The organism is Rhodoplanes sp. P11 (assembly GCF_964266735.1).
Classification (GTDB): domain Bacteria; phylum Pseudomonadota; class Alphaproteobacteria; order Rhizobiales; family Xanthobacteraceae; genus Rhodoplanes; species Rhodoplanes serenus.
The window spans coordinates 1,248,355-1,272,477 of the sequence record NZ_CAXWGY010000001.1 but is presented as its reverse complement, the minus strand read 5'-3'; the positions used below and the strand labels follow the sequence as shown (position 1 = coordinate 1,272,477).

Below are 24,123 nucleotides of genomic sequence, written 5' to 3'. Positions count from 1 at the left end.
CGCGGCATCCATCGTGTTCGGCCGCCCGGCAGGCGCGTGGTCGGCGTCCGGGCGTCCGCGCGACGCGACCTATCGCCGGTGAAGCCACGATGGCACGGACGATCTCCAAGACAGGCGACATGCCGCCGCGCGAGGCGGTGCTGCGGGGCGTCGCCCTGCAAGAGGCCGGCCGGCTCGACGAGGCGGAGCGCGCCTTCCTGGCCGTCCTGCGCGACGATCCGCGCGACTTCTACGCCCTCCACCAGCTCGGGGTGATCTGCTGCGCCCGCCGGCGCTACGCCGACGCGGTGCTGCTGCTGGCGACCGCCGTCGAGGCCCGGCCCAACTCGGCCGACGCGCTGTGCAATCTCGGCCTCGCGCTGCACGGGATGCAGCGGCACGACGAGGCGCTGGCGAGCTACGACGCCGCCCTCGCGGTCGCGCCGGACCACCCCCTCACCCACCACAACCGCGGCAATGCGCTGTTCGATCTCGATCGGCACGCCGAGGCGGCGGCCGCTCACGCGCGCGCCCTCGCGCTCGACCCCGACAACCCCGAGACGCTGTACGGGCTCGGCAATGCGCTGCGCGAGCTACGCCGCCACGACGAGGCACGCGCCGCCTATGAGCGGGCGCTCGCCCTGGCGCCGGCCCGCACCGACGTGCGCTTCAACCTCGCGCTGCTCGATCTCCTCGGCGGCCGGCTCGCCGAGGGGTTCGCGGGCTACGATCACCGGCTCGACAAGCCGGAATTCGCCGAGCTGCGCGGCCGTTTCCCGACGCCGGCCTGGCGCGGCGAGGCGCCGGTCGCCGGCCGCACCGTGCTGCTGCATCCCGAGCAGGGGATGGGCGACATCATCCAGATGGTGCGCTACGCGCCGCTGCTCGCCGCTCGCGGCGCCCGGGTGATCGCCGCCGTGACGGCGCCGCTGGCGCCGCTCCTCGCCGGTCTCGCCGGTGTCGAGACGGTGGTGTGGGATCGCACCGCGCCGCCCACCCACGACCTCCACTGCCCCTATCTCGGCCTGCCGCGCGCCTTCGGCACCACGCTGGAGACCATCCCGGCGACCGTTCCCTACCTGGCCGCGCCGGCCGACCGCCGTGCCGCCTGGGCGGCGCGCCTGGCGGCGCTGCCGCGACCGCGGGTGGGCCTCGTCTGGGCCGGCAATCCGGGCTTCGCCAACGACCGCCACCGCTCCGTCCCGCTCGCGGCGCTGGCTCCGATCGTGCGGCTTCCGGGCCTCACCGTCGTGAGTCTCCAGAAGGAGTTACGGCCGGACGATGCGGCCATGCTCGAACGACTTCCGAGATTGGTTCAAGTGGGCGGGGCGCTCGCCGACTTCGCCGACACGGCGGCCGTGATCGAGGCGCTCGACCTGGTGGTCAGCGTCGACACCGCGGTCGCGCATCTGGCCGGGGCGCTCGGCCGGCCGGTGTGGATTCTACTCCCCCGGTCACCCGATTGGCGCTGGATGCTCGACCGCGACGACAGCCCCTGGTACCCCACCGCCCGCCTGCTCCGGCAGCCGGCGACGGGCGACTGGGCGAGCGTCGTGGCCTGCCTCGCCGAAGACCTCACGGCGTTCCGCAACGTCGCGGCGGCCCCCGCCGGCGACGACTGAGCCGGTCGCGGCGGGCAGGCGAACCAACATCACGCTTCGGTGTTCCCCTCCGGTGCGCCTCGCTCCCGTCGGGGTGCCTCGGCTACGCTCCGCGGCCGCGGCCGTTCCCGCCGCCATGACCGGCCGGGCGTCGCCATGCCGCGCCCCGTGACCTCGAACGGAGACACCCCCGATGCAGATCGATCGCAGGCTGATCCTGGCCGGCGGCCTCGCCGCCGCAGCCACCGCTCTGGCCCGCCCGGCCTTCGCTCAGACGCCCGCCCCGAGCGGCCCGTTCCGTCTCGATCCCCTGCCCTACCCGGCCGACGCCCTGGTGCCCCACATCGACGCCCGCACCATGGAGCTGCACCACGGCCGCCATCACCAGGCCTACGTCAACAATCTCAACGCGGCGCTGAAGGATCACGGCACTGTCGCGGCGATGCCGCTGCACGACATCTTGGCCAAGCTCGGCGAGCTGCCCGAGGCGATCCGTGCGACCGTGCGCAACAATGGCGGCGGCCACGCCAACCACACCATGTTCTGGCAGGTGATGGGGCCGCCGACTGCGGCCGGCGCCGGCGCCGCGCCCGCTGGCGCCCTGGCGGAGGCGATCCAGCGCGACCTCGGCGGCCTCGACAAGCTGAAGGCCGACTTCAATGCGGCCGGCGGCCGGGTGTTCGGCTCCGGCTGGGTGTTCGTCACGGTCGATCGCGGCGGCAAGCTGGCGCTCGAGTCCAAGCCCAACCAGGACACGCCGCTGATGGACGGCAAGCGCGTGCTGTTCGGCAACGACGTGTGGGAGCACGCCTACTACCTCACCTACCAGAACCGCCGGCCCGACTACCTGGCGGCCTGGTGGAACGTGGTGAACTGGGGGAAGGTCGGCGAGCGCTACGCCGCCGCGACCGCCGGGACCCTGACGATCTGATGGACAGCCCGACCGGGCCGCCGGGCCGGATGGAAACCGCCGTCGGTTCCCACCCGGGCCGTCGTCGCGCTATGGTGGTGCAAGACTCCGCGTCCCGATAAAGCGAGGTTCCGATGTCGCGCTTTCAGATCATGCGCCGCCTGGTGCAGCAGGCGCCTCTCGCCGCCTTGCTCGGCCTGACGCTCGGGGTGGCGCTCCCGGGTCCCGCGGCGGCCCAGACCGCAGCAGACTGTGCGCCGTTCTGTGATTACCGTCATTACTATGGGACCTACGATTACACCTGGGCTGCTCCGGCGACCTACTGCCAGCCGGTGTGCGGCCCGGACGGAACCTGCGTGCCGGTGAAGACCTGCGTGCGGGCGCCGTTCGCCGCCCACGCGCCGTCTATGGTGTCGTTCTACGTGCCCGGCCTCGCCAATCCGGGCGCCGTGCCGGCCCGCGCGGTGCGAACCGCCCCCACCGTTCGGGTGCGTACCTACCGCGGAGCGCGATGACGCCGACACCGCGCAGCGCAATCCCGCCCACCCCCCAAACAGAAAACGCCCCGCGACCGGCGGGGCGTTTCGCATCTGGCATACAGCGTCTGGTGGGTTCGTGGACCGCCAGCCGATCAGTTGTCGCGATAGACGCGCTCGCGGCGCTCGTGCCGCTCCTGCGCTTCGAGCGACAGAGTCGCGATCGGACGGGCCTCGAGTCGCTTGATGGAGATCGGCTCGCCGGTCTCCTCGCAGTACCCGTAGGTGCCGTCCTCGATCCGTTGCAGTGCAGCGTCGATCTTGGCGATCAACTTGCGCTGGCGGTCACGGGCCCGAAGCTCGATGGCCCGCTCGGTCTCCGAGGAGGCACGGTCGGCGAGGTCCGGATGATTCTGGTTTTCGTCCTGCAAGTGCTGGAGTGTCTCCTTCGCCTCTCGCAGAATATCCTCTTTCCAGGCAAGCAGCTTGTTTCGGAAATACTCGCGCTGCCGCTCGTTCATGAAGGGTTCTTTGTCCGTAGGCCGATAGATCCTGCTGGTCTCCAGGCGCATGACTCGCTCACTCCCACGCGGCCGTCCCGTATGCTTCCATTCGACTTCTTTGGTCGATTCACTCTCGGTTGCGGTCGCTATATACAAGCGTTGCGACATAACGACAACAACAGATTGGATTAATGCCGCGCAGCCTTGGGGAAGCGAAGTATACGCGCCGCGATCGCAAAACGGGTGGAGCGGCGGCATTCCGGTAGGTGATTTGCTCCGCGCGCTCTCGGCAGTGTCGTTTCGCAATGCCGCGGCCACGCCGCATGTCGGGGCGGCGGCACGTCTCTCGGTCTCCGAATCGATCGTCGAAACAGCGGGGTCGCAAGCGCGCGATGGCGGTATTCAGAAGCCGCCCGGCTGCTTCATCTTGGCAAGCTCCACCTCGACCCTCAGCTCGATCTCGGCCAGCACGGCGTCGAGCCCGGGATCGCCGGAGCTTTCCTTGAGACCCGCTGCCATCACGCCGAGGCGGGCCAGCAAGCTCTGGTCGAGCGTGCCGGCGAGCAGCGCCAGCTTGATCTCGTCGAGCACGTCGAGGGCGTGCCGCCCGCGCACCACGGCGCGACGGCGACGCTCGGTCGGGTCCTCGACGCCCTGGAGGGCGAGCAGCGCGTCGATGCCGGTGAGCGTGCGCGGCGCGGCGGTGCCCGACGGCGCCGGCGTGCCGCTCGAGTCGGGCAGCGCGAAGCCGCCCGCGCTGGTGCGGCGGGGGGTCGATCCCGGCGTCGGGGCGGTGGGTCCGTTCGGTCCGGTGATGCGCATGGCGGCGGCCCTGTCGACGATCGCTCGCCGGCGCTGGCCGACGACGGCGCGGCGGGCGGACCCGGAGCGGTCTCCGACGACGCGGCGGCGCGCCCGGCGAGTTGGCGCCGCGAGCGGTTAACAACTGGTAAACACCCGGCAGACTTTGCCGGGTTGCCGCCGCGACGGGCCGAATTGTGCCGTGGCATCGGCGGCACCGAGCCAAAAACACGTTTTCGATCAACGACTCGCCGGCACCGTCCGGCTGGCACGGTCCTCGCACCGCAAGGTCCGAGATGGCGCCGTCGCGCCGTCCCGGGAGCATGCGATGCGGGCGATCCTCACCTCGGCTCTGGCCGCTCTGCTCGTCGCCATCCTGGCGGCGGCGCCGACGCCGGCCGCCGCGACCTCGCGCATCAAGGACCTCGCCAATGTCGAGGGCGTGCGCCAGAACCAGCTCATCGGCTACGGCCTCGTGGTCGGCCTCCAGGGCACCGGCGACACCATCAACAACTCGCCGTTCACCCGGCAGTCGTTGCAGGCGATGCTGGAGCGCCTCGGCGTCAACATCCGCGGCCAGACGCTGCGCACCGGCAACGTCGCCGCCGTGATGGTGACCGCCAACCTGCCGCCGTTCTCCACCCAGGGCACCCGCGTCGACGTCACCGTGTCGGCGCTCGGCGACGCCAAGAGCCTGCAAGGCGGCGTCCTCGTCATCACGCCGCTGCTCGCCGCCGACGGCAACGTCTACGCGGTGGCGCAGGGCTCGCTCGCCATCGGCGGCTTCCAGGCGGAAGGCGAGGCCGCCAAGATCACCCGCGGCGTGCCGACGGTCGGACGCATCGCCAACGGCGCCATCATCGAGCGCGAGATCGACTTCGCCCTCAATCGGCTCACCCAGGTGCGCCTCGCGCTGCGCAATCCCGACTTCACCACGGCCAAGCGCATCGCCGCCGCCATCAACGACTTCCTCGGCATGCCGGTGGCCGAGCCGCTCGATCCTTCGACCGTGCAGATCACCGTGCCGAAGGAGTACACCGGCAACGTCGTCGGCATGCTGACCGAGATCGAGCAGCTCCAGATCGAGCCCGACCAGCTCGCCCGCATCATCGTCGACGAGCGCTCCGGCATCATCGTGATGGGACGCGACGTGCGGGTCTCCACCGTCGCGGTGGCGCAGGGCAACCTCACCGTCACCATCTCGGAGGCCCCGCAGGTGAGCCAGCCGGCGCCGTTCTCGCGCGGCCGCACCACCACGGTGCCGCGCACCTCGGTGGGCGTCCAGGAGGACGGCCGCAAGCTCGCGGTGGTGCGCGAGGGCGTGTCGCTCCAGCAGCTCGTCGACGGGCTGAACGCGCTCGGCATCGGCCCGCGCGACCTCATCGCCATCCTGCAAGCCATCAAGGCGGCCGGCGCCATCCAGGCCGACCTGGAGGTGATGTGATGACCGCCGCCCTGCCCGGCCTGTCGCCGGCCGCCACCGTGGCGCTCGACGCCGGCCGGCGCGGCGCGCCCGCTGCCGGCACGGCCGGGGCGGTCGCGATCGGCAGCCGCGCGATGCCGGCCAAGAGCGCCGCCGAGACGGCGCGCGCCCAGGCCCAGGACTTCGAGGCGATGTTCCTCAACACCATGATGCAGAGCATGTTCACCGAGACCGGCGGCGACGGCCCGCTCGGCAACTCGCCGGGCACCGGCGTGTGGCGCTCGTTCCTGGTCGACGAGTACGCCAAGAGCTTCGCCAAGGCGGGCGGCGTCGGTCTCGCCGATCAAGTTTACGCCACCCTGCTCGGCCAGCAGGAAGCCCGCAGCGCAACCGCAACCCGGAACCTCGTGAGCACCCGATGACCTTCTCGGCCCCTGCCCAAGAGACGCCGCTCCGCCCGATCGCCTCCGCCGACGAGGCCCGTGACGTGATCCGCATGCTCGACGAGACCGTCACGGCGCTCTCCGCCGTGATCGAGGAGGAGAGCCGGCTGGTGCGCGCCGGCCGTCTCTCCGAGGTGGCGCGGCTGGCACCGCGCAAGACCGACTTCGCCCGCGCCTATCTCACCGACAGCCAGCGGCTGCGCGATGCGCTGCCGCGGCTGCGCGGTGCGCTCGGTCGCGACATCGAGGGGGCGAAGGCGCGCCATGCCGCCTTCCAGACGCAGCTTCAGGCCAACCTGACGGCGCTCGCCACCGCGCATGCCGTGTCGGAGGGCATCGTCCGCGGCGTCGCCGGCGAGGTGGCGCGCACCACCGCGCCGCAGACCTACGGCGCCTCGGGCCGCACCAGCACGGCCGATCCGCGCCAGGCGGCCCGCCCGCTGGCGGTGTACCGCTCGCTGTAGCGAAAACTCTCTAGAACCGGATGCCCTTGAAGGTCCGGGTCTGCTCCACCAGGGCCCGCTCGGTCGGCAGCCGCTCCATGCTGCTGGCGCCGTAGAAGCCGTGGCAGTGCTTCGTCTTGCCGAGCACGTAGCTCGCATCCTCGGGCGACGAGATCGGGCCGCCGTGGCACAGCACGATGACGTCGTCGCGCACCGTGCGGGCCGCCGCCGCCCACTCGTCGATCAGGGTCACGCAGTCGTCGAGGCTCTTGGCGGTCTCGGCCCCGATGCTGCCGCCGGTGGTCAGCCCCATGTGCGGCACCAGGATGTCGGCGCCGGCCTTGGCCATGGCGATGGCGTCCTCGGCGCTGAACACATAGGGCGTGGTGAGCAGGTCGGCCTTGTGGGCGGCCGCGATCATCTCGACCTCGAGCCCGTAGCCCATGCCGGTCTCCTCGAGGTTCTGGCGGAACACGCCATCGATGAGGCCGACGGTCGGGAAGTTCTGCACTCCGGCGAAACCGAGCGCCCGCAGCGTGTCGAGGAAGTGATCGAGGATCATGAACGGGTCGGTGCCGTTGACGCCGGCCAGCACCGGCGTCTTCGACACGACCGGCAGCACCTCGCGCGCCATCTCGACCACGATGTCGTTGGCGTTGCCGTAGGCGAGCAGGCCGGCGAGCGAGCCGCGGCCCGCCATGCGGTAGCGGCCCGAGTTGTAGATGACGATCAGGTCGATGCCACCCTGCTCCTCGCACTTGGCCGACAAGCCGGTGCCGGCGCCGCCGCCGACGATCGGGATGCGGTCGCGGACCATCTGATGAAACTTGCTCAGCAGGGTTCGGCGGTCGAAACGTGACATGGCAGTCTCCAGTCGCAGATCGAAAGCAATGATGCGCCGGTTCAGCGGCGCACGATCTCGCGGAAGTGGGCGACGAGCGCATCCGCGAAGGGCGGATCGTTCATCGCCAGCGGCAGCCGGATCAGCCGGCGCTGCGCGGTCTGCACGATGGTGCGTTCGAGCGCGTCGATCAGCGCGGCGTCGGCCTCCGGATCGTGGAACGGCCCGCCGGCGACGTCGATCATCGAGAAGCCGCGCTCCGGAACGAGGAAGCGCACCGGCCCTTCCATCTGGTTGAGCTTGGCGCCGATCCACTCGCCCATGCGGCGGTTCTCCTCGGGCGTGGTGCGCATCAGCGTCACCTGGGCGTTGTGGACGTGGAGCTTACGTCCCCGGTACTTCTCCGGGACGGTGTCGAGGCCGCCGAAGTTGACCATGTCGAGCGCCCCGCAGGAGCCCACATAGGGCAGCCGGGTGCGGATGGCGGCGCCGAGCCGGTCCTCGCCGGCGCTCATCACGCCACCCATGAACAGGTCGGCGACCTCGGTGGTGGTGGTGTCGATCAGGCCGACCAGCCGGCCGCTGTCGGCCAGCTTCTCCATGGTGCGGCCGCCCGCCCCGGTGGCGTGGAACACGAAGCACTCGTACTCGCCCTTGAGCAGATCGACGACGCGATGCACGCAGGGCGTGGTGACGCCGAACATGGTGAGGCCGATCGCCGGCTTGTCGGTCCCGGCGGCGGCCGGGATCGGCCGCAGGACGGCGCCTGCCAGCATGTTGGCGGCATTGCCGAGCACCTGGCGCGAGATCGCGTTGATGCCGGCGACATCGACCACCGAGTACATCATGGCGATGTCGTTCGGCCCCACATAGGGCGCCACGTTGCCGGACGCGACAGTGGACACCATGATCTTCGGCACGCCGATCGGCAGCCGGCCCATGCCGGGCGTGATCAGGGCGGTGTTGCCCGAGCCGCCGATGCCGATCATCCCGAGGATGTCGTCCTTGTTGCGCTCGACCCATCCCTCGAAGGCCGTCGCCATGGCGGCGATCGCCTGGCCGCGATCGTCCGACCGGCTCACCGCCGCGGCGCCTTCGGGGTGGCAGGCCGCCACCGCGGCGGCCGAGACATCGGCGCCGGTGTCGCCGCTCTTGGTGCCGACGTCGACCAGCCGTACGGGCACGCCCGCCGCCTGGACCACGCCCCTCACATAGTCGAGATCCTCCGCCTTGGTATCGCAGGTGCCCACGACGATCGCGCACCGCTGACCGCTGGTCGCATTCATGATGCTGCCCACCTCTGCTGGCGCCGATCCGGCGCCGACATCGGGACTGTGCCGCCGTCCCGGGTCGGCACCAAGGGTTTTCGGCGTGACCGGGTGCCGCCGTCGGAGGACGGGCACGAACGCCGCGCCGGCAACCCGGCCGTGCGGCTCGCCGGCTCCACCGCCGCGCGCCGCCGTGCTCCGAGCAATCGTTAAAACTTTAGCGACTTCAGTATTTCTCGGTAACCATCTTTCCTAACAAGACCTTAACACGAGGAGCTTACACATTCTGGATTGAACGGTGGAAAGCGTTTCGGGAATCGGAGGGGCCGACCGTCGAGGGCCGAGAATCAAAATGGATACGAGCCTCACCATAAGGCCGCAGATCGGTGCTCCCAGCGCCGACACTGTGCGGCCCGTGGCGATCGAGGCTCCCGCGGCCCCGAGCGTCCTGCCGATCGCCAAGACGGTGCCGTCGGCGAGCGGGATGAACGCCACCACCACCGATCCGAACCTCGCGCGCAACGGCAACCCGCCAGCGCAGAGCCAGCCGACCGAAGCTCTCGCCCGCCAAGCCTCGCCCCAGATCACCCGCGAGGTGATCCTCGACCCCGCCACCCGCGAGGTCGTGTTCCGGGTGATCGATCAACGCTCGCGCCAGGTGCTGCGTCAGGTGCCCGACGAGGCGCTGATGCGGATGCGCGCCTACAACAAGGCGTTGCAGGAGGGCAGGACGCCCGCCGACGTGATGTCGCGCGCCGACGTCCAGGCTTGAGCCACCTCACCGCGCTTCCGCTCGCGCGACGATGAAGATATCACCGGATCGCCGGCCACGCCCCCTCGCGATCCGCCTCCCGGCGCGCCGCCGCCCGACTACTCCGATCAGCGGCAACGCAATCGAAACCAAGGCCCGTGGAATCGGCGCCGATGCGGTTCGTTATTACGCCGTTAACCCATCCTCTTTACGGTTGTTTACACCCCGCCGTGCGATCACGGCCGGCGACCATGATGGTCGAATCTCTGTGCCAGTAAGGCACCACAACCAGAAAGGTTGAGTTCCATGGCTTCCGGTATCACCCTCTCGGCCGGCGTCCGTCAGAATCTGCTCTCGTTGCAGAACACCGCGGACATGATGGCGACCACCCAGAATCGGCTCGCCACCGGCAAGAAGGTCAACTCGGCCCTCGACAATCCGTCGAACTTCTTCACCTCGCAGTCTCTCGGTGATCGCGCCGGCGACCTCAACTCGCTGCTCGACTCGATCGGCCAGGCGGTGAAGACCCTCGACGCGGCCAACAACGGCATCACCTCGCTGACCAAGCTCGTGCAGTCGGCGAAGTCGATCGCCCAACAGGCCCGCTCGGCCACCGCTCCGGCGGCGAGCTACGACGCCCTCAACGTCACCGGCACGATGCCGTCGGAGACCATCGGCTCGGCCATCGCGGGCGGTGCCAACGACCTGTCGGCCAAGGCCGTCAACCTGTCGTTCACCAACCAGGCCGAATCGATCGGTACCCACACGGGCAGTGCCGACCTGTCGAGCGGCATGGGCGGCGCCGGCAATGCCGGTACCATCCAGATTCGTGTCACCGCCAGCGGCGTCGACAAGACCTTCAACGTGGCGCTCGACGGCACCGAGGCGGATGCGGCGGCCGTGATCGCCAAGGCGAACGCCACCACCTCCGGCACGCCCGGCGACACCCTCGACAACTATGTCACCCTGTCCGAGACCGCCGGCCACAACCTGAAGCTCGACGCGGCCAGCGCCGACGTCGACTTCTCGATCAGCGCCGCCGGCTCCGGCTCGACCGCCGCGACCCTGACCGGGGCCGGCCTAACGGCGGGCTCCTACAACTCGACGAGCCTTCTCGACCGCGTGGTGGCGGGCGGCGGCACGGCGGGCAGCTCCAGCCTGGTGCTGAGCGTCACGGGTCAGTCGGACAAGACGGTGACCTTCGGCAACTCGGGCGGTCAGGTCTCGACCATCTCCGAGCTCAACAGCTGGATCAACAGCAACCGTGGCGCGGCCACCGGCTCGATCTCCGGCACCACCTTCTCGATGAGTGTCGGCGCCGGGACCGGCAATGCGCTCGGCTTCAATGCGTCGGACGTCGGCGTCACCAAGGCGCTCGGCCTCGATGCGGCGGCTGCCAACTACAACTTCGGCACCGGCGCCCGCGGCGGCATGGGCTCGGCACTGAGCAAGAGCTTCAACAGCGATCTGACGCTGGGCGAGCTCGACACTTCGCTCGCCAGCGGCAGCAGCATCGCCATCACGGTCGACGCCAACGACGGCAACGGCCCGCAGACCCAGACGGTCGGCCTGTCCGGCACCGACAATCTGAGTGCGGTGGTGAACAAGCTGAAGGCCAACGCGACCCTCAACGCCAACCTGGATATCTCCAACCAGGCCGGCAAGCTGAAGATGGTGGCCAAGTCCGCCGACGTCGACTTCTCGATCGCCGCCGGTTCCGCCACCACGGCCCTCAACATGACGGCCGGCTCGTACAACTCGACGAGCCTGCTCGATCAGGTGATCAGCGGTGGTGGTGCCGAGGGCGACACCATGACGGTGGCGGCCAACGGCGGTGCGGCCCAGACGATCACCTTCGGCAAGGGCTCCGGCCAGGTCTCGACGATCGCCGAGTTCACCACGGCGCTGTCCAACCTGTCCGGCGTCACCACCAGCGTGACCGGCTCGGCCTTCCAGGTCGGTGTCGCGTCCGGCTCCAGCCAGACGACGCTGACCATCGGCGGCTCGACCAACACGCTGACGGCCCTCGGCACCAGCGCCCAGACCAAGACGGGCACCAAGCACGAGGGATCGCCGAACTCGACTCGCGAGAGCCTGCAAAAGGACTTCAACGACGTCCTCGACCAGATCGACTCGCTGTCGAAGGATGCCTCCTACAACGGCATCAACCTGCTGAACGGCGACGACCTCAAGGTGGCCTTCAACGAGAAGAACACCTCGTCGCTGACCATCAAGGGCGTCACCTACAACGCCTCGAACCTCGGCCTGAACAAGCAGAACGGCACGACGTTCCAGGACAACACCAAGATCGACGCCACGATCTCGGCCATCAATGACGCCCTGACCACCCTGCGGACCCAGGCGTCGAAGTTCGGCTCGAACCTGTCGACGGTGCAGACCCGTCAGGACTTCACCAAGAGCATGGTGAACACCCTCCAGACCGGCGCCGACAACCTCGTGCTGGCCGACAGCAACGAGGAAGGTGCCAACATGCTGGCCCTCCAGACCCGCCAGCAGCTCTCCACCACGGCCCTGTCGCTGGCCAACCAGGCCAACCAGGCGGTGCTGCGGCTGTTCTGATCGATCCGATCCGCAGTCGGACAGGACGGCGGGGCTTCGGCCCCGCCGTTTTCTTTTGGGGGGACACGTCAGGCCCGTCGATCCCGACGGCCCGCGCCTCCGGCCGTCGCAGCACCCGTTCGGCGCGCAAGCCCGCGGCATCGCACCCGCCGGCGTCCTCTCCGTCTGACCGACGCCCCGCCCCCTCCGACCGAACTGCCGCCCTGGGTCCATCGGCGGAGTCAGCCGCCGGGTGCCATCGGCGTCACCGATTCGTTAATGATCGACTCGGCAGGGCGGCCGGCGGCTCGCCGCCCGTCTCTCAGGCGCCCGCGATCGATGGCCGGCCCGGACCCGGCCGACCCGCCGCGGCTGGAGACGATTTCCTTTTTTGATTCAAGCTATTGGTGGGCTCGAGCCACCCCCGCTCCAGGCCCCGGACAAGATCCCGACGTCGGTTGAGAAACCATGAAGATCGGGCCGCCGAAGGCCAATTTTGTCAACGTCGTTATCGAAACGTTAACAATCGGCTCCTAGCCTCGGACCACACAGGGATCGAATCGGCGCGTCGTCAGGGCAACGCTCCAGCGCCTTGGAGATTCGACGGAGAGGCAACCATGTCGTCCAACATCACGCTGTCGGCCGGCGTCCGCCAGAATCTGCTTTCGTTGCAGAACACCGCGGACCTGATGGCGACCACCCAGAACCGGCTCGCCACCGGCAAGAAGGTCAACTCGGCCCTCGACAACCCGTCGAACTTCTTCACCTCGCAATCGCTCGGTGATCGCGCCGGCGACCTCAACTCGCTGCTCGATTCGATCGGCCAAGCGGTCAAGACCATCGAGGCGGCCAACAACGGCATCACCTCGCTGACCAAGCTGGTGCAGTCGGCCAAGTCGATCGCCCAGCAGGCCCGCTCCGCCACCGCATCGGCCGCCACCTACGACGCTCTCAACGTCACCGGCACCCTGCCCTCGGAGACCATCGGCTCCACCATCGCGGGTGGCGCCAACGATCTCTCGGCGAAGCCGATCAACCTGTCGTTCACCAACTTGACCGAGTCGATCGGCACCCACACCGGCACCGCCGACCTGTCGACCGGCATGGGCGGTGCCGGCAATGCCGGCACCATCCAGATCCGCGTGACCGCAAGCGGCGTCGCCAAGACCTTCAACGTCGTCCTCGACGGCACCGAGGCGGATGCGTCGGCGGTGATCGCCAAGGCGAACGCCACCACCTCCGGCACGCCGGGCGATACCCTCGATCAATACCTGACCCTGTCCGAAACGGCCGGCCACAACCTGAAGCTGGACGCCGTCACTGCCGACGTCGACTTCTCGATCAGCGCCGCCGGCAACGGGTCGACCGGCGCCACCCTGACGGCGGCCGGCCTGACGGCGGGCTCCTACAGCTCCACCAGCCTGCTCGACCGTATCGTCTCCAACGGCGGTGCTGCCGGCACGTCGAGCTTGATCCTCAGCGTCTCCGGCCAGGGTGACAAGACCGTCACGTTCGGCCACACCGGCGGTCAGATCTCGACCATTTCCGAGCTCAACAGCTGGATCAACTCGAATCGCGGCGCCGCGACGGGCTCGATCGCCGGCAGCACGTTCAGCCTGAGCCTCGGCGCCGGCACTGGCAATGGCATCGGCTTCAATGTGACCGACGTGGGCGTCGCCAAGGCGCTCGGTCTCGACGCGGCGGCCGCCAACTACAATTTCGGCACCGGCGCCCGCGGCGGCATGGGGTCGGCACTGAGCAAGACCTTCCACAGCGACCTGACGCTGGGCGAGCTCGACACCTCACTCGCCAACGGAAGCAACATCTCGATTACGGTCGACGCCAACGACGGCACCGGCCCGCAGACCCAGACGGTCGGCCTGTCCGGCAGCGACAATCTCAACGACGTGGTGACCAAGCTGAAGGCGAATGCCAGCCTCGGCGCCAATCTCGACATCACCAACGTGGCGGGCAAGCTCCAGATCGTCGCCAAGACCGCCGACGTCGACTTCTCGATCGCCGCCGGCGCCACCACCACGGCCCTCAACCTCACCGCCGGCGCCTACAATTCCACCAGCCTGATGGACCGCATCATCGCGGGCGGCGGCGCCGAAGGCGACGTCATGACGGTGGCAGCCAATGGTGGCGCGGCCCAGACCATCACGTTCGGCCAGGGCATCGGCCAGGTGTCGACCCTCGCCGAGTTCACCCTGGCGCTCGGCAACCTGTCCGGTGTCACCACCAGCGTCACCGGATCGGCCTTCCAGGTCGGCGTCGCCGCCGGCACCAGCCAAACGACCCTGACCATCGGCGGCTCGACCAACACCTTGCAGGCGCTCGGCACCAGCGCCCAGACCAAGACCGGCACCAAGCACGAGGGCACGCCGAACTCGACCCGCGAGAGCCTGCAAAAGGACTTCAACGACGTCCTCAGCCAGATCGACGGCCTGTCGAAGGATGCGTCCTACAACGGCATCAACCTGCTCAACGGCGACAACCTCAAGATCACCTTCAACGAGCGCGGCACCAGCACGCTGACCATCACGGGTGTCACCTACAACGCCTCGAACTTGGGGCTCAACAAGCAGAACGGCAACGCCTTCCAGGACAACACCCTGGTCGATCAGGTGATCGACTCGATCAACAACGCGCTGACCACGCTGCGCACCCAGGCGTCGAAGTTCGGCTCCAACCTGTCCACCGTGCAGGTGCGGCAGGACTTCACCAAGCAGATGGTCAACACGCTCCAGACCGGCGCCGACAACCTGGTGCTGGCCGATACCAACGAGGAGGGCGCCAACATGCTGGCCCTCCAGACCCGTCAGCAGCTCTCCACCACGGCGCTCTCGCTCGCCAACCAGGCCAACCAGGCAGTGCTGCGGCTGTTCGGCTGAGCCCCTCGTCCGGCGGGCGGGACCCCGGCCCCGTCCGCATCGCCGGCGCGCCGCGCCGGCCTTCGACCTCGGCCGGGCGGCGCATCGGCTCGTCCGGTCGGCGCCGCCGCCGGGCGCAGCCGCCGCGGGAGCGGCCGCGCCGATGTCCACCGCGTCGCGCCGCGGCCGGCCATCCGGCGTTCTCCCGAGGCCACCAATAATCATGTCTTAACGGCGGTCCGTTACAACCAGAGGCGACGTGCCGGCGGTTGACGGCAGCGGGAGCTCTCCAGATGCACAGCGCGGCGAAAGCCTATGGACAGGTGGCGCAGCAGATCGCGAATCCACGCGAGCTGGAAGCCCGGTTGCTGCTCAAGGCCGCGGCCCGCCTCCAGCATGTGCGCGAGGACTGGGACAAGGACCCCTCCGACCTCGGCGAAGCGCTGCTCTACAATCGCAAGCTCTGGAGCGTGTTCCTGACCTCGGTCACCAGCCCGGATCACGAGATGCCGGCCGCCATCCGGCAGAACATCGCCAATCTCGGCCTGTTCGTGATGAATCACACGATCGAGATCTCCCGCGATCCCCGCCCCGAGGCGCTGGTGGCGCTCATCAACATCAACCGCGAGATCGCGGCCGGCCTGCTCGGCCAGCCCTGACGCCCGCCTCCAGCGAACCCGCCCGGTCGACACCGGCGGCCCAAACGGGTCGAGCCCGGCCGGGCGGCCCTCCCTCCCGCATTTCAGCCCTGTCGCACGCGGGTTTGCGTTTGCGCCGCGATTTGGGCAGAACCGCCGGGCCGCCGCGGGAGGACACCATGGCCGATGACGCAACCCGGATCGATCAGGTCCGGCTCCATACGCTGCTCGGCACCTATTCGAATACCAAGGCGCTCAAGTCGGGCGCCGTTGCGTCGCCGCTGGTCGCCTTCGACTTCGCCGACGTGCCGGTGCCCAATCGCGGCTTCAAGCCGATGGTCCGCCAGCACGTCTACGATTGCGGCGAGCTCGCCATCGGCACCTTCCTCCAGGCCCGGGTGGCCGGCGCCCCCTACCGGCTGCTGCCGGTGACCGTGATGGGCCGCGGCCAGCTCCACACCCTCGCCTGCGTGCCGGAGCGCGGACGGCTCGCGCCCGGCGATCTCGCCGGCAAGCGGGTCGGCGTGCGCGCCTACAGCCAGACCACCGGCATCTGGCTGCGCGGCATGCTCCAGGAGCTGTACGGCGTCGACCCCGAGAGCATCCGCTGGGTGACCTTCGAGGACGCCCATGTGGCGGGCTATCAGGACCCGCCCCATGTGGTGCGGGCGGCGCCCGGCCAGGAGCTGGTGCCGATGCTGCTCGCCGGCGAGCTCGACGCCGCGATCGTCGGCGACACGTTCCCGGACCCCCGCCTCGCTCCCCTGGTGCCCGATCCGGACGCCGCCAACCGCCGCTGGGCCGAGACGCATGGCGGCGTGCCCGTCAATCACATGCTGGTGATCCGGGAGGAGATCGCGGCGCGCCGCCCGGACGTGGTCCGCGAGGTGTTCCGTCTGCTGCGCGAGAGCACCGCGGCGGCCGGAATCGCGGTCGACGACCCGGCCGGGGCGCTGCGCTTCGGGGTCGAGGCACACCGCCGCTCGCTCGAGCTGATCATCGCGTATTCGTATCGCCAGAAGCTCATTCCCGAGCAGATTGCGGTGGACGCGCTGTTCGACGACGTCACCGGCGCGCTGGTCTGAGAGCCCCCGACGCGCCAGCGATTCGATCCCGGTCCGGCAGCCTCCCCCGCGGGTCGCTCCAACGGCTGGTCACACTTCCAAGGTCGGTCGCTTCGACGGCGGGTGCGCGGCGGCGAGCCGCCCCCGCCCGCAATCCGGCATGGCCTTAACGGTTCGTTAAAGCCTATGGTTAACGATCGGTGAGACTCACGCGGAGAGCGTCCCATGGCCCTCAAGGTCGAACTCAAGCCCGGCGAGCGGATTATCCTGGGGGACTGCGTCATCACCAACACCGACCAGCGGGCGCGACTGCTGATCGAAGGTGAGACGCCCATCCTGCGCGAGAAGGACATCCTGACGGCCGAGACGGCCGACACCCCGGCGAAGCGCGTCTATCTGGCGGTGCAGCTCATGTACACCTCCAAGGACCCGCGCTCCTGTCACGAGATCTACTTCAAGCTGGTGAGCGACATCCTCAAGGCGGCACCGAGCACCTGGCCGCTGATCGAGAGCGTGAACAACCACATTCTGGCAGGCGAGATGTACAAGGCCCTCAAGGAGGCCAAGAAGCTGATCGCCTACGAGAAGGAGCTGGTGGACCATGCGAAGCGCAGCCACGAGCAGCCCGTCGGGGAGTCCTGCGACTCCACCGCCTGACCTCGCGCCTGACCTCGGTGCCCATCTGCTGCTGGATGCCGCGCTGCGGCTCCAGGCCGTGCAGCGGCGTTGGGACGGCAGCAAGGACGAGATCGACGCGGCACTGTCCTACAATCGCCGCCTGTGGAGCGATCTCGTCGACACGGTCTGCACGCGGCAGCCGACGCTGCCCACCGAGGTGCGCCAGAGCATCGCGTCGCTCGGCCTGTTCGTCGACCACCGCACCGTCGCCATCGCGGCCGATCCCCGACCGGAACACCTGACGGCCCTGATCGGCCTCAACCGCGACATCGCCGCCGGCCTGCTCGGCCGGGCCTGAGCGGATCGCTGCCCGGCCCCTACAGGAAGTTCGTCAGATTCAGCTTGGAGAGCATCGCGGTCGTCTGGAGCGACGCCGACAGGCTCGTCTGCAAGGCCAAGATGACCGACGCGGTCTCCTCCATGGGCACACCCTCCACCGACTCCAGCAGGTCGGTGAGCGTCGCGCTCGCCTGGGTGTGGCGCTCCTTGGCGGTCTTCACCGACGCCTGCGCACCGCCGAGATCCGCCATCACGTCGCCGATCTTCTGCACGCCCTGCTCGTTGCCGAGATTGGTGCCCACCCGCTGCATCAGCGCCATGAAGCGCCCCTGCCCGTCGGTGTCGGACGGCGAGAACGACACCGCCGCCATCGCGGCGATGTTGGCGAGCGGGATGCGGAACGCCTGCTCGTTGGCCCGCAGGCCGTAGGCGACCGTGATCTCGGGATCGATCCGTGCGGTCGAGGTGCTCCGCGCCGAGGTCGGACCGGCCTCGCCGGTGTACCACTTCAACGTGTCGGCGTCGGTGCCGTCGACGAGCGCGGTGGCGCTGTCGAACGGCGGCCCTGCCACCCGCTTCACCGGATGGGCCCCGTCCGCATTGAAGAACTCGTTGGCGGCCTGCACGGCCGAGGCCGCCGCGAGAGACGTGCGCGCCAGCGTGCCGACCGACGTGTTGACCAGCGCGTGCAGGTTGGCGAGCGTCTCGGCCTGGGTGGTGCCGATGGCGAACTGGTTCGCCTCGGTCGGGGCATCGACCACCGTGGCGATGCGGTTGCCGGCCGGGAAGCCGAGCCCGTCGAGGGTGGGCGAGTCACCGCCGACCACCACCTGCTCGCCGGCCGTCGACTTGAGCACCACCTGGCCGCCCACATTGGTGGCGGTGACGCCGGCATTGCCGCCCGGCAGCGCCGCCAGCGCGGCCGAGATCTTCGCCGACGCGGTGCTCGCGGTGTCGCTCGCGGTCAGCGTCGAGATGGTGACCGGGACGCCACCGTTGAGTGTCGGTGCCTGGATGGTGATCGGCCCCGGCGCACCGCCGAGCACGGCGCCGGGCGCCGCGAAGCCGCCCGCCCCCACCAGGCTCTTGGGCGTGGCGACGGCGGTCAGCACCAGGTTCTCGTTGGTGCCGTCCGGCAGCGTGAAGCTGAGCGTCACGGTGTCGCCCGCCTTCGGCAGCGTGCCGCCGAGATCGACCGACATCGTCTTCGGCGAGCCGGCCGGCTGGGTCACGCTGGCGCCCGCCACCGTGGTGGCGATCGCCGACAGCTTGAAGCCGAACACCGAGCCGGCGACGTCCTCGCCGATCGACACCACATTGGTGGGTGAGGCCGAGGTGGCGGCGAGCCCGAAGGTCGCGGCCGTCGCGGTGCCGCCGATCCTGATCACGCCGGTCGAGCTCGATGCCGTGACCGTCAGATTGCCGTTCGCCGGATTCACGGCGGCGGTGCCGCCGGTGAGCGCGCCGAGCGCCGCGTTCAACTCCGCCATGGTCGAGACCTGGCCGGCGCCGGTCCCGAACGTCACCGCGACGGTGCTCGCTCCGATCGCCACCGTCAGGGTCTGGCCGGCGGTGACACCGCCCGCCTGGGTGAGCAGGTTGGTGGGATTGGTGGTGCCGGTCGACAGGCCGAGCTCCGCGAGCAGCGCCGGCGTGCTGCCGGCGCCGATCGCGACCGCCGTGTCGGCATCGGCGCCGGTGAGCACCAGCCGGTTGCTGCCGTCGAGCGACGCGGTGACCAGCGGCGTTCCGGGCGGCGCCGCCGCCATGGCGGTGTTGATCGCATCGCGCACCGCCGCACCGTCGGCGCCGGGCGGAATCGACACGGTGATGCCGTTGAGGTCGAGGGTGCCGCCCGCCGAGGCGTAGGGCGCGCCGAGATTGGCGGTGCCGGTGGCGACCGCCGGCGCATCCGGTGCCAGCGTCGCGGTGGTGCCGGCGAGGCTGCCGCTGGTCGACGTGGTGGCGGGAATGACCAGCCGGCCGAGCCCGCTGGCGCCGAGATCGGCCTGGTTGCGCTCGGTGATCAGCCGGATCAGGCCGGCCCGCGGGCCGACGCCGTTCAGGATCTCGTCGGTGGTGGCCACCGCGGCCTTGTCGGGCGACAGCCCGGAGAAGATGTACTGGTCGCCGAACTGCGTGTTGAGGGCGCCGAGCATGCGATCGAGCTGGCCCCTGGCGGTCGCCTGATCCTGGGTGCGGCCGCCCTGGTCGATGACGTAGGTGGCCTTGGGGATCGCCGTCTTGACCGTGCGGGCGGCGGAGTCGAGGTCGGCCAGCGCCGTCTGGGCGAGCTTGAGCCGGCTGTCGACCTGCTGGATCGAGCCGTCGAAGCCGGCGATGCCGGCGAGCTTGGTGCGCAGCGAGATCGTCAGGCCGCGGTCGAGACCGATGCCCGCATAGGTGTCCGATCGCTTCTGCGTGCCGAGCTGGCGCTGGAGATCGTCGAGCTGGCGTCGCATCGACACCAGACGCTCGACCTGCAACAGGCTCTGGGTACCCAGTCCGGAGATCGCCATGGCGTCCTCACATCATTTGCAGCAGCGTCTTGAGCATCTCGTTGACCACCGAGAACACCCGCGCATTGGCCCCGTAGGCGGTCTGCAACGTGAGCAGCGAGGTCATCTCCTCGTCGATGTTGACGGCCGAGCCCTCGTTGAGACGCTGCTGAAGCGCATCGACCACCATTGCCTGGCCCTCGGCGAGCCGCGTCGCGGCGCTCGCGTTCTCGCCTTGCTGACTCATCGCCTGGCGCAGGAACGAGGAGAGCGATCCCGAATAGGGTGCCGTCTCCGAGCCGATGCCGCTCGCTGGTCCGAAGGTGCGGGTCGCGGTGGTGAGCTTGTCGTACAGGAACGCCGGCCGCGTCTGGTCGCCCGACGCGGTGCCGCTGCCCAGCACCACGAGCTTGCTCGGATCGGCGATGAGTGCCGGGTTGACGGTGATCCGCCCCGCGAAACCGACGGACTGCGGCCGGCTCGCTCCCGGCGCCCCGGTGAAGAACTCGGCACCGTCGAGGAAGAACGGCAGCTCCGGCGTGCCGGCCGACAGCGCCGTCGTCGTGGTGGTCATCGAGGCGGCGTCGATCGTCGAGGTGCCGAGCGCGCTGTCGTTGAGGACCCGCAGGGTGTTGCCGGCCGGGTTCGAGAACTGGAGCTGGCCGTTGAACGCCGCGTTCATCTGGGCGATCGCCGCCGCGAATCCGCCCGAGAAGTCGATACCGATCACCCGGTCGTTGGGATCGGGCGTGAACGAGTCCGGAACCGGCAAGGCCTTGGGATCGTCGACCCGCACCAGGGTCGCGGTGTGCTTGCCGCCGGTCAGCGTGTCGGTCCAGGTCACCGAGATGGTGTTGCCGGCGATGAGGCCGGAGAGATCGAGATCGAAGCCGGATTGCGTGCCGGCCGTCGCCGGCGTGCCGGGCGTGGTGATGTCGGAGAGCGCGCGCGACATGCCCGCCGCCAGCTCGTCGAGCTGCGTCTGCGCCTCGACCAGCACCTTGTCGCGCATCTCCAGATAGGCGGCGATGTCGCCGGAGCGAAACGACTTGGTGGCGATGAGATCGATGGTGGCGCCGGTCGAGTTCGTCGCCGTGATGGTGCCGACCTGCCGCTTGGTCGGATCGGCGCTCCACTGCGACCCCGGCGTGATCATGCCCTGCGCGTCGAAGGTCAGCGTCGTGGCGCCGACCCCGACGAGCTGGATGCCCGAACTGGTGAACACCGAGACCGAGTTGTAGGCGTCTTCGTTGACGCGGATGTCCATCAGCTTGGACAAGTTGTCCAGGTAGTAGTCGCGCTGGTCGAGCAGCGAGGCCCGGGAGGCATCCTCGACATGCGCGGATGCGAGCTGCGTGTTGATCTGGGCGAGGCCCTGAAGATAGGTGTTGGCGTTGCGGACGCTGTCGCTCAACCCCTGCTCGGCATTCGCGCGCAGTGCCTGGATGTCCGACGTGATGTTGTTGAGCTGCTGGGCCAGCGCCTGTGCGGTGCTCAGCACATTGGCGCGGGTCGAGTAATCGGACGGATTGGTGGTGAGCGCCTGAATCGCCTTGGTGAAGTTGTTGTAGACCGACTCGATCGACGTCGCCGAGTTCGGGTCGCCATAGGTGCTTTGCAGGCGATCGAAGAACTGCGCCCGCAGTTCCGCATAGGCTCCGCCCGACGACTCGGTGCGAAGCTGGCGCTGAACGTACTGGTCGACCATCCGGTTGACGCCGGCGACCCGCACGCTGACGAGATCGCCGCCGGCCGCGACGGTCGTGGACTCGAGGCTCTTGCGGCTGTAGCCGGGCGTCTGCGCATTGGCCACGTTGGCGGCGACCAGCGACAGCCCGCTCTGCGCGGTGCGCAGGCCGGCCGCAGCAGTTCCGAGCGCCTGGGTCAGACTCATGACCTACCCTCCGCCGGCGCGCACGTGCCGGCCGTCATCGCAGCATGTTCAGGAGATCCTGCACCATCTGGTTGCTGGTGGTGATCACCCGGGTGTTGGCCGAGTATGCCTGCTGGGTGACGATCAGCTTGGTGAACTCGTCGGCGATGTCGCTGTTGGAGCCTTCGAGCGACGATCCGACGATCTTGCCGGCCGCGCCGTAGACGGCGACGCCGGACTCGTCGGTCGCCTCGAAGGCGCCACCGTCGATGCGCTTGAGGTAGTTGGCCCCGCTGAACTTGGCGAGCGTCACCTCGGCGAGATCGATGGTGCGGCCGTTCGAGTAGGAGCCGACCACCCGCCCCTTGTCGTTGACCGACACGGTTTGCAGGCTGCCGGCCGCGTAGCCGTTCTGGTTCAGCAGGTTCACCTGGACGTTGCCGTTCGGGTCGGAGTACTGGGTGATGCCGCCGGCCCCGAACTTCATCGTGAGATCGCCGAGCGAGGCGCCGTCAACGGTGACGCCGGGCAGCGTCCAGGTGGAGATCAGCGGATTCATCTGGAAGCTCGAGTCGAACGTGAAGTCGGTGCCGACGTTCTTCCAGGCCGCTTGGGTGCCGGTGGCGTTGGAGTTCACCTGATAGAACATGTTCCAGGTGTCGGTGTGTCCGGTCCCGAGGGTCGCGCTGTCGGTCTTGGCCCAGCGGATCTGGATGTTCACCGGCGAACCGGAGATGTCGTAGGCCGTGATGGCGCCGCCGCCGATCGACTGCGACAGGAAGGTGGACAGGTCGTTCGCCACCACGGTCTGGCTCGACGGCAGCGCCGAGGTGGTACGCATGCCGAAGATCAGCGGGTTGGCGGTGCCGCTCACCGTGATGGTGTCGGTCGGGCTGGACGCCGTGATGCTGATGTTGCCGTTCAGCGAGTTGGCCGAGGCGATGCCGCCCGTCAGGGTGGCGAGCTGGGTGTTGAGATCAGCCAATGTCGCGACATTGGGCAGACCGCCGGTGCCGAATGTCACGGTCAGCGGCGGATTGGCACCGACCGTGATGGTGAGCGTCTGGCCCGGTGCAGCGGCCGACTGGGTCAGCAGGTTGGTCGGATTAGTGGTGCCGACCGGAATGCCCATCTCGGTCATCAGCGCCGCGTTGGAGCCGCCGATGGCGATGGCCGTGGTGGCATTGTTGCTCTGCAAGACGAGGTGGCCCGACGCATCGAGGGTGGCGGCCTGGAGGCCGGGCGGTGCCGCGGTGTTGATGGCGGTCACGAGCTGCGCCGGTGTGCAGCTCGCCGGCACCGTCACGGTGGTGCCGTTGATCGTGAAGGTTCCGCTGTTGGTCATCGTGCCCGGCAGGACCTTGGTGCCGGTCAGCAGCGCATTGGCGTCCGGCTTCAGCGCCGCGCCGCTGCCGGTGATCTTGGCGGGCTGCGGCGAGATGGCGAGCGGATTGGCGATGAAGTCGACCGGATTCAGCAGCTCGGAGCCGGGCACCGACTTGTCATAGGACGGCGTCAGCGGCAGCCGTGCCAGGTTGGCGCGATAGTCGATCTCGGTGGTGGCCTGGGCCGGCAGGAAGTCGTTCTTGAACTTGAGGAGCGTGGGCACGCTGCCGGCGAGGTTGCCGGTGGTGGAGTCGACCGGAATGCCCATCAGGTAGTAGCCGGCGCCGTTGACCAGGTAGCCGTCCTTGTTGGGCTGGAAGTCGCCGCGCCGGGTGAACTGGTTGATGCCGCTGAACACCGGATTGTTGTCGACCAACCCGGTCGGCTTCATCACCACGAAGAAGCCATCGCCGTTCACCGCCATGAAGGTGCCGATCGAGCTGGTCTGAATGTCGCCCTGCACCGTGTTGGTGCTGCGCGACGACGGCATCACGCTGCCGGAGACCTGCTTGGAAGGCTGCCCGTCCTGGATCAGATCCTGGAAGCTCGTGTCGGTGCGCTTGTAGGCGGTGGTCTGCGAGTTCGCGATGTTGCCGGAGATGTTCTGCAACGCGAAGGACTGCGCCTGCATGCCGGTGACAGCGGTGGTCAGCGCGCCAAAAATACCCATGGGTCGTCTCCACTCGGCCGAGCGGCTTTCACGCGGGACTCGTGCGCGCCGCACCTCGGAGGCGTCTCAGCAAGCCCCGTGCCGAGTCGCGAAGGCTCGTGATTTCAGGTGCATGGGTGAATCGGACGGGGGCTCGCCGCGGCCCGGCCCGGGCAAATTGCGCCCG

General features: G+C 69.1%; 20 protein-coding genes. 13 read left to right on the top strand and 7 right to left on the bottom strand.

Annotated elements, in window-relative coordinates:
- Positions 1-89 precede the first annotated feature (89 nt).
- The 3 genes from ACFQUV_RS05580 (at position 90) to ACFQUV_RS05570 (ending at position 3,005) form a co-directional block, all read left to right on the top strand.
- Positions 90-1,601, top strand: coding sequence for a tetratricopeptide repeat protein (locus tag ACFQUV_RS05580; protein WP_165364000.1), 1,512 nt, complete (start codon positions 90-92; stop codon positions 1,599-1,601).
- A gap of 172 nt (positions 1,602-1,773) precedes the next feature.
- Positions 1,774-2,511, top strand: a complete 738-nt coding sequence (locus tag ACFQUV_RS05575) for a superoxide dismutase (RefSeq protein WP_129609691.1) — start codon at positions 1,774-1,776, stop codon at positions 2,509-2,511.
- Positions 2,512-2,624: 113 nt separating this feature from the next.
- Entirely contained in the window at positions 2,625-3,005 is a 381-nt protein-coding gene (locus ACFQUV_RS05570) for a hypothetical protein (RefSeq protein WP_129609690.1), read from the top strand.
- Between the two features lie 116 nt (positions 3,006-3,121).
- On the opposite strand, the gene dksA is transcribed toward ACFQUV_RS05570, so the two are convergent.
- Together dksA and ACFQUV_RS05560 are read right to left on the bottom strand one after the other, a co-directional pair.
- Positions 3,122-3,538: an RNA polymerase-binding protein DksA gene (dksA, locus tag ACFQUV_RS05565; protein ID WP_111383703.1), complete on the bottom strand. Its 417-nt coding sequence runs from the start codon at positions 3,536-3,538 to the stop codon at positions 3,122-3,124.
- Positions 3,539-3,871: 333 nt separating this feature from the next.
- Complete coding sequence (locus tag ACFQUV_RS05560) at positions 3,872-4,291, bottom strand: flagellar assembly protein FliX (RefSeq protein WP_111383704.1); 420 nt, start codon at positions 4,289-4,291, stop codon at positions 3,872-3,874.
- Positions 4,292-4,598: 307 nt separating this feature from the next.
- On the opposite strand from ACFQUV_RS05560, the gene ACFQUV_RS05555 reads away from it, so the two are divergent.
- From ACFQUV_RS05555 to ACFQUV_RS05545, 3 genes are read left to right on the top strand one after another with little or no spacing between them, the layout of a single operon-like run.
- On the top strand, positions 4,599-5,714 hold the full coding sequence (locus ACFQUV_RS05555; RefSeq protein WP_129609689.1) for a flagellar basal body P-ring protein FlgI: 1,116 nt from the start codon (positions 4,599-4,601) through the stop codon (positions 5,712-5,714).
- A complete protein-coding gene (locus ACFQUV_RS05550; protein WP_244601627.1) occupies positions 5,714-6,115 on the top strand; it encodes a rod-binding protein in 402 nt (133 codons plus the stop codon). The genes ACFQUV_RS05555 and ACFQUV_RS05550 overlap by 1 nt, the downstream gene beginning before the upstream one ends.
- On the top strand, positions 6,112-6,600 hold the full coding sequence (locus tag ACFQUV_RS05545) for a hypothetical protein (RefSeq protein WP_129609688.1): 489 nt from the start codon (positions 6,112-6,114) through the stop codon (positions 6,598-6,600). Before ACFQUV_RS05550 ends, ACFQUV_RS05545 begins: the two co-directional genes overlap by 4 nt.
- A 10-nt stretch (positions 6,601-6,610) precedes the next feature.
- Here the strand turns inward: ACFQUV_RS05545 and ACFQUV_RS05540 are convergent, their stop codons facing one another.
- Together ACFQUV_RS05540 and ACFQUV_RS05535 are read right to left on the bottom strand one after the other, a co-directional pair.
- On the bottom strand, positions 6,611-7,441 hold the full coding sequence (locus ACFQUV_RS05540; RefSeq protein WP_165363998.1) for a phosphoenolpyruvate hydrolase family protein: 831 nt from the start codon (positions 7,439-7,441) through the stop codon (positions 6,611-6,613).
- 41 nt (positions 7,442-7,482) lie between these two features.
- Positions 7,483-8,706 (bottom strand): Tm-1-like ATP-binding domain-containing protein, encoded by a 1,224-nt coding sequence (locus tag ACFQUV_RS05535; RefSeq protein WP_129609687.1) that lies wholly within the window; start codon positions 8,704-8,706, stop codon positions 7,483-7,485.
- A 334-nt stretch (positions 8,707-9,040) separates the two neighbouring features.
- Between ACFQUV_RS05535 and ACFQUV_RS05530 the strand changes: the two genes are divergently transcribed.
- From ACFQUV_RS05530 to ACFQUV_RS05500, 7 genes are all read left to right on the top strand, one after another.
- Complete coding sequence (locus tag ACFQUV_RS05530; protein ID WP_129609686.1) at positions 9,041-9,460, top strand: hypothetical protein; 420 nt, start codon at positions 9,041-9,043, stop codon at positions 9,458-9,460.
- 285 nt (positions 9,461-9,745) lie between these two features.
- Entirely contained in the window at positions 9,746-12,019 is a 2,274-nt protein-coding gene (locus ACFQUV_RS05525; RefSeq protein ID WP_129609685.1) for a flagellin, read from the top strand.
- Positions 12,020-12,615: 596 nt separating this feature from the next.
- Positions 12,616-14,892 carry a flagellin gene (locus tag ACFQUV_RS05520; RefSeq protein ID WP_129609684.1) on the top strand — a complete coding sequence of 759 codons (2,277 nt, stop codon included), beginning with the start codon at positions 12,616-12,618 and terminating at the stop codon, positions 14,890-14,892.
- Between the two features lie 272 nt (positions 14,893-15,164).
- Positions 15,165-15,530: a flagellar biosynthesis regulator FlaF gene (gene flaF, locus ACFQUV_RS05515; RefSeq protein ID WP_129609683.1), complete on the top strand. Its 366-nt coding sequence runs from the start codon at positions 15,165-15,167 to the stop codon at positions 15,528-15,530.
- Positions 15,531-15,688: 158 nt separating this feature from the next.
- The gene (locus ACFQUV_RS05510; RefSeq protein ID WP_129609682.1) at positions 15,689-16,594 is read left to right on the top strand and encodes a phosphate ABC transporter substrate-binding protein; all 906 of its coding nucleotides are present in this window, start codon (positions 15,689-15,691) and stop codon (positions 16,592-16,594) included.
- Between the two features lie 204 nt (positions 16,595-16,798).
- Positions 16,799-17,230, top strand: coding sequence for a flagellar biosynthesis repressor FlbT (flbT, locus tag ACFQUV_RS05505; protein WP_129609681.1), 432 nt, complete (start codon positions 16,799-16,801; stop codon positions 17,228-17,230).
- On the top strand, positions 17,175-17,549 hold the full coding sequence (locus tag ACFQUV_RS05500) for a flagellar biosynthesis regulator FlaF (RefSeq protein WP_129609680.1): 375 nt from the start codon (positions 17,175-17,177) through the stop codon (positions 17,547-17,549). Before flbT ends, ACFQUV_RS05500 begins: the two co-directional genes overlap by 56 nt.
- Before the next feature lie 19 nt (positions 17,550-17,568).
- Here the strand turns inward: ACFQUV_RS05500 and ACFQUV_RS05495 are convergent, their stop codons facing one another.
- From ACFQUV_RS05495 to ACFQUV_RS05485, 3 genes are read right to left on the bottom strand one after another with little or no spacing between them, the layout of a single operon-like run.
- Positions 17,569-20,049: a hypothetical protein gene (locus tag ACFQUV_RS05495; protein WP_129609679.1), complete on the bottom strand. Its 2,481-nt coding sequence runs from the start codon at positions 20,047-20,049 to the stop codon at positions 17,569-17,571.
- Positions 20,050-20,056: 7 nt separating this feature from the next.
- The gene (flgK, locus tag ACFQUV_RS05490; protein WP_129609678.1) at positions 20,057-21,922 is read right to left on the bottom strand and encodes a flagellar hook-associated protein FlgK; all 1,866 of its coding nucleotides are present in this window, start codon (positions 21,920-21,922) and stop codon (positions 20,057-20,059) included.
- Positions 21,923-21,956: 34 nt separating this feature from the next.
- Positions 21,957-23,957, bottom strand: coding sequence for a flagellar hook-basal body complex protein (locus tag ACFQUV_RS05485; protein ID WP_129609677.1), 2,001 nt, complete (start codon positions 23,955-23,957; stop codon positions 21,957-21,959).
- Positions 23,958-24,123: the final 166 nt, after the last annotated feature.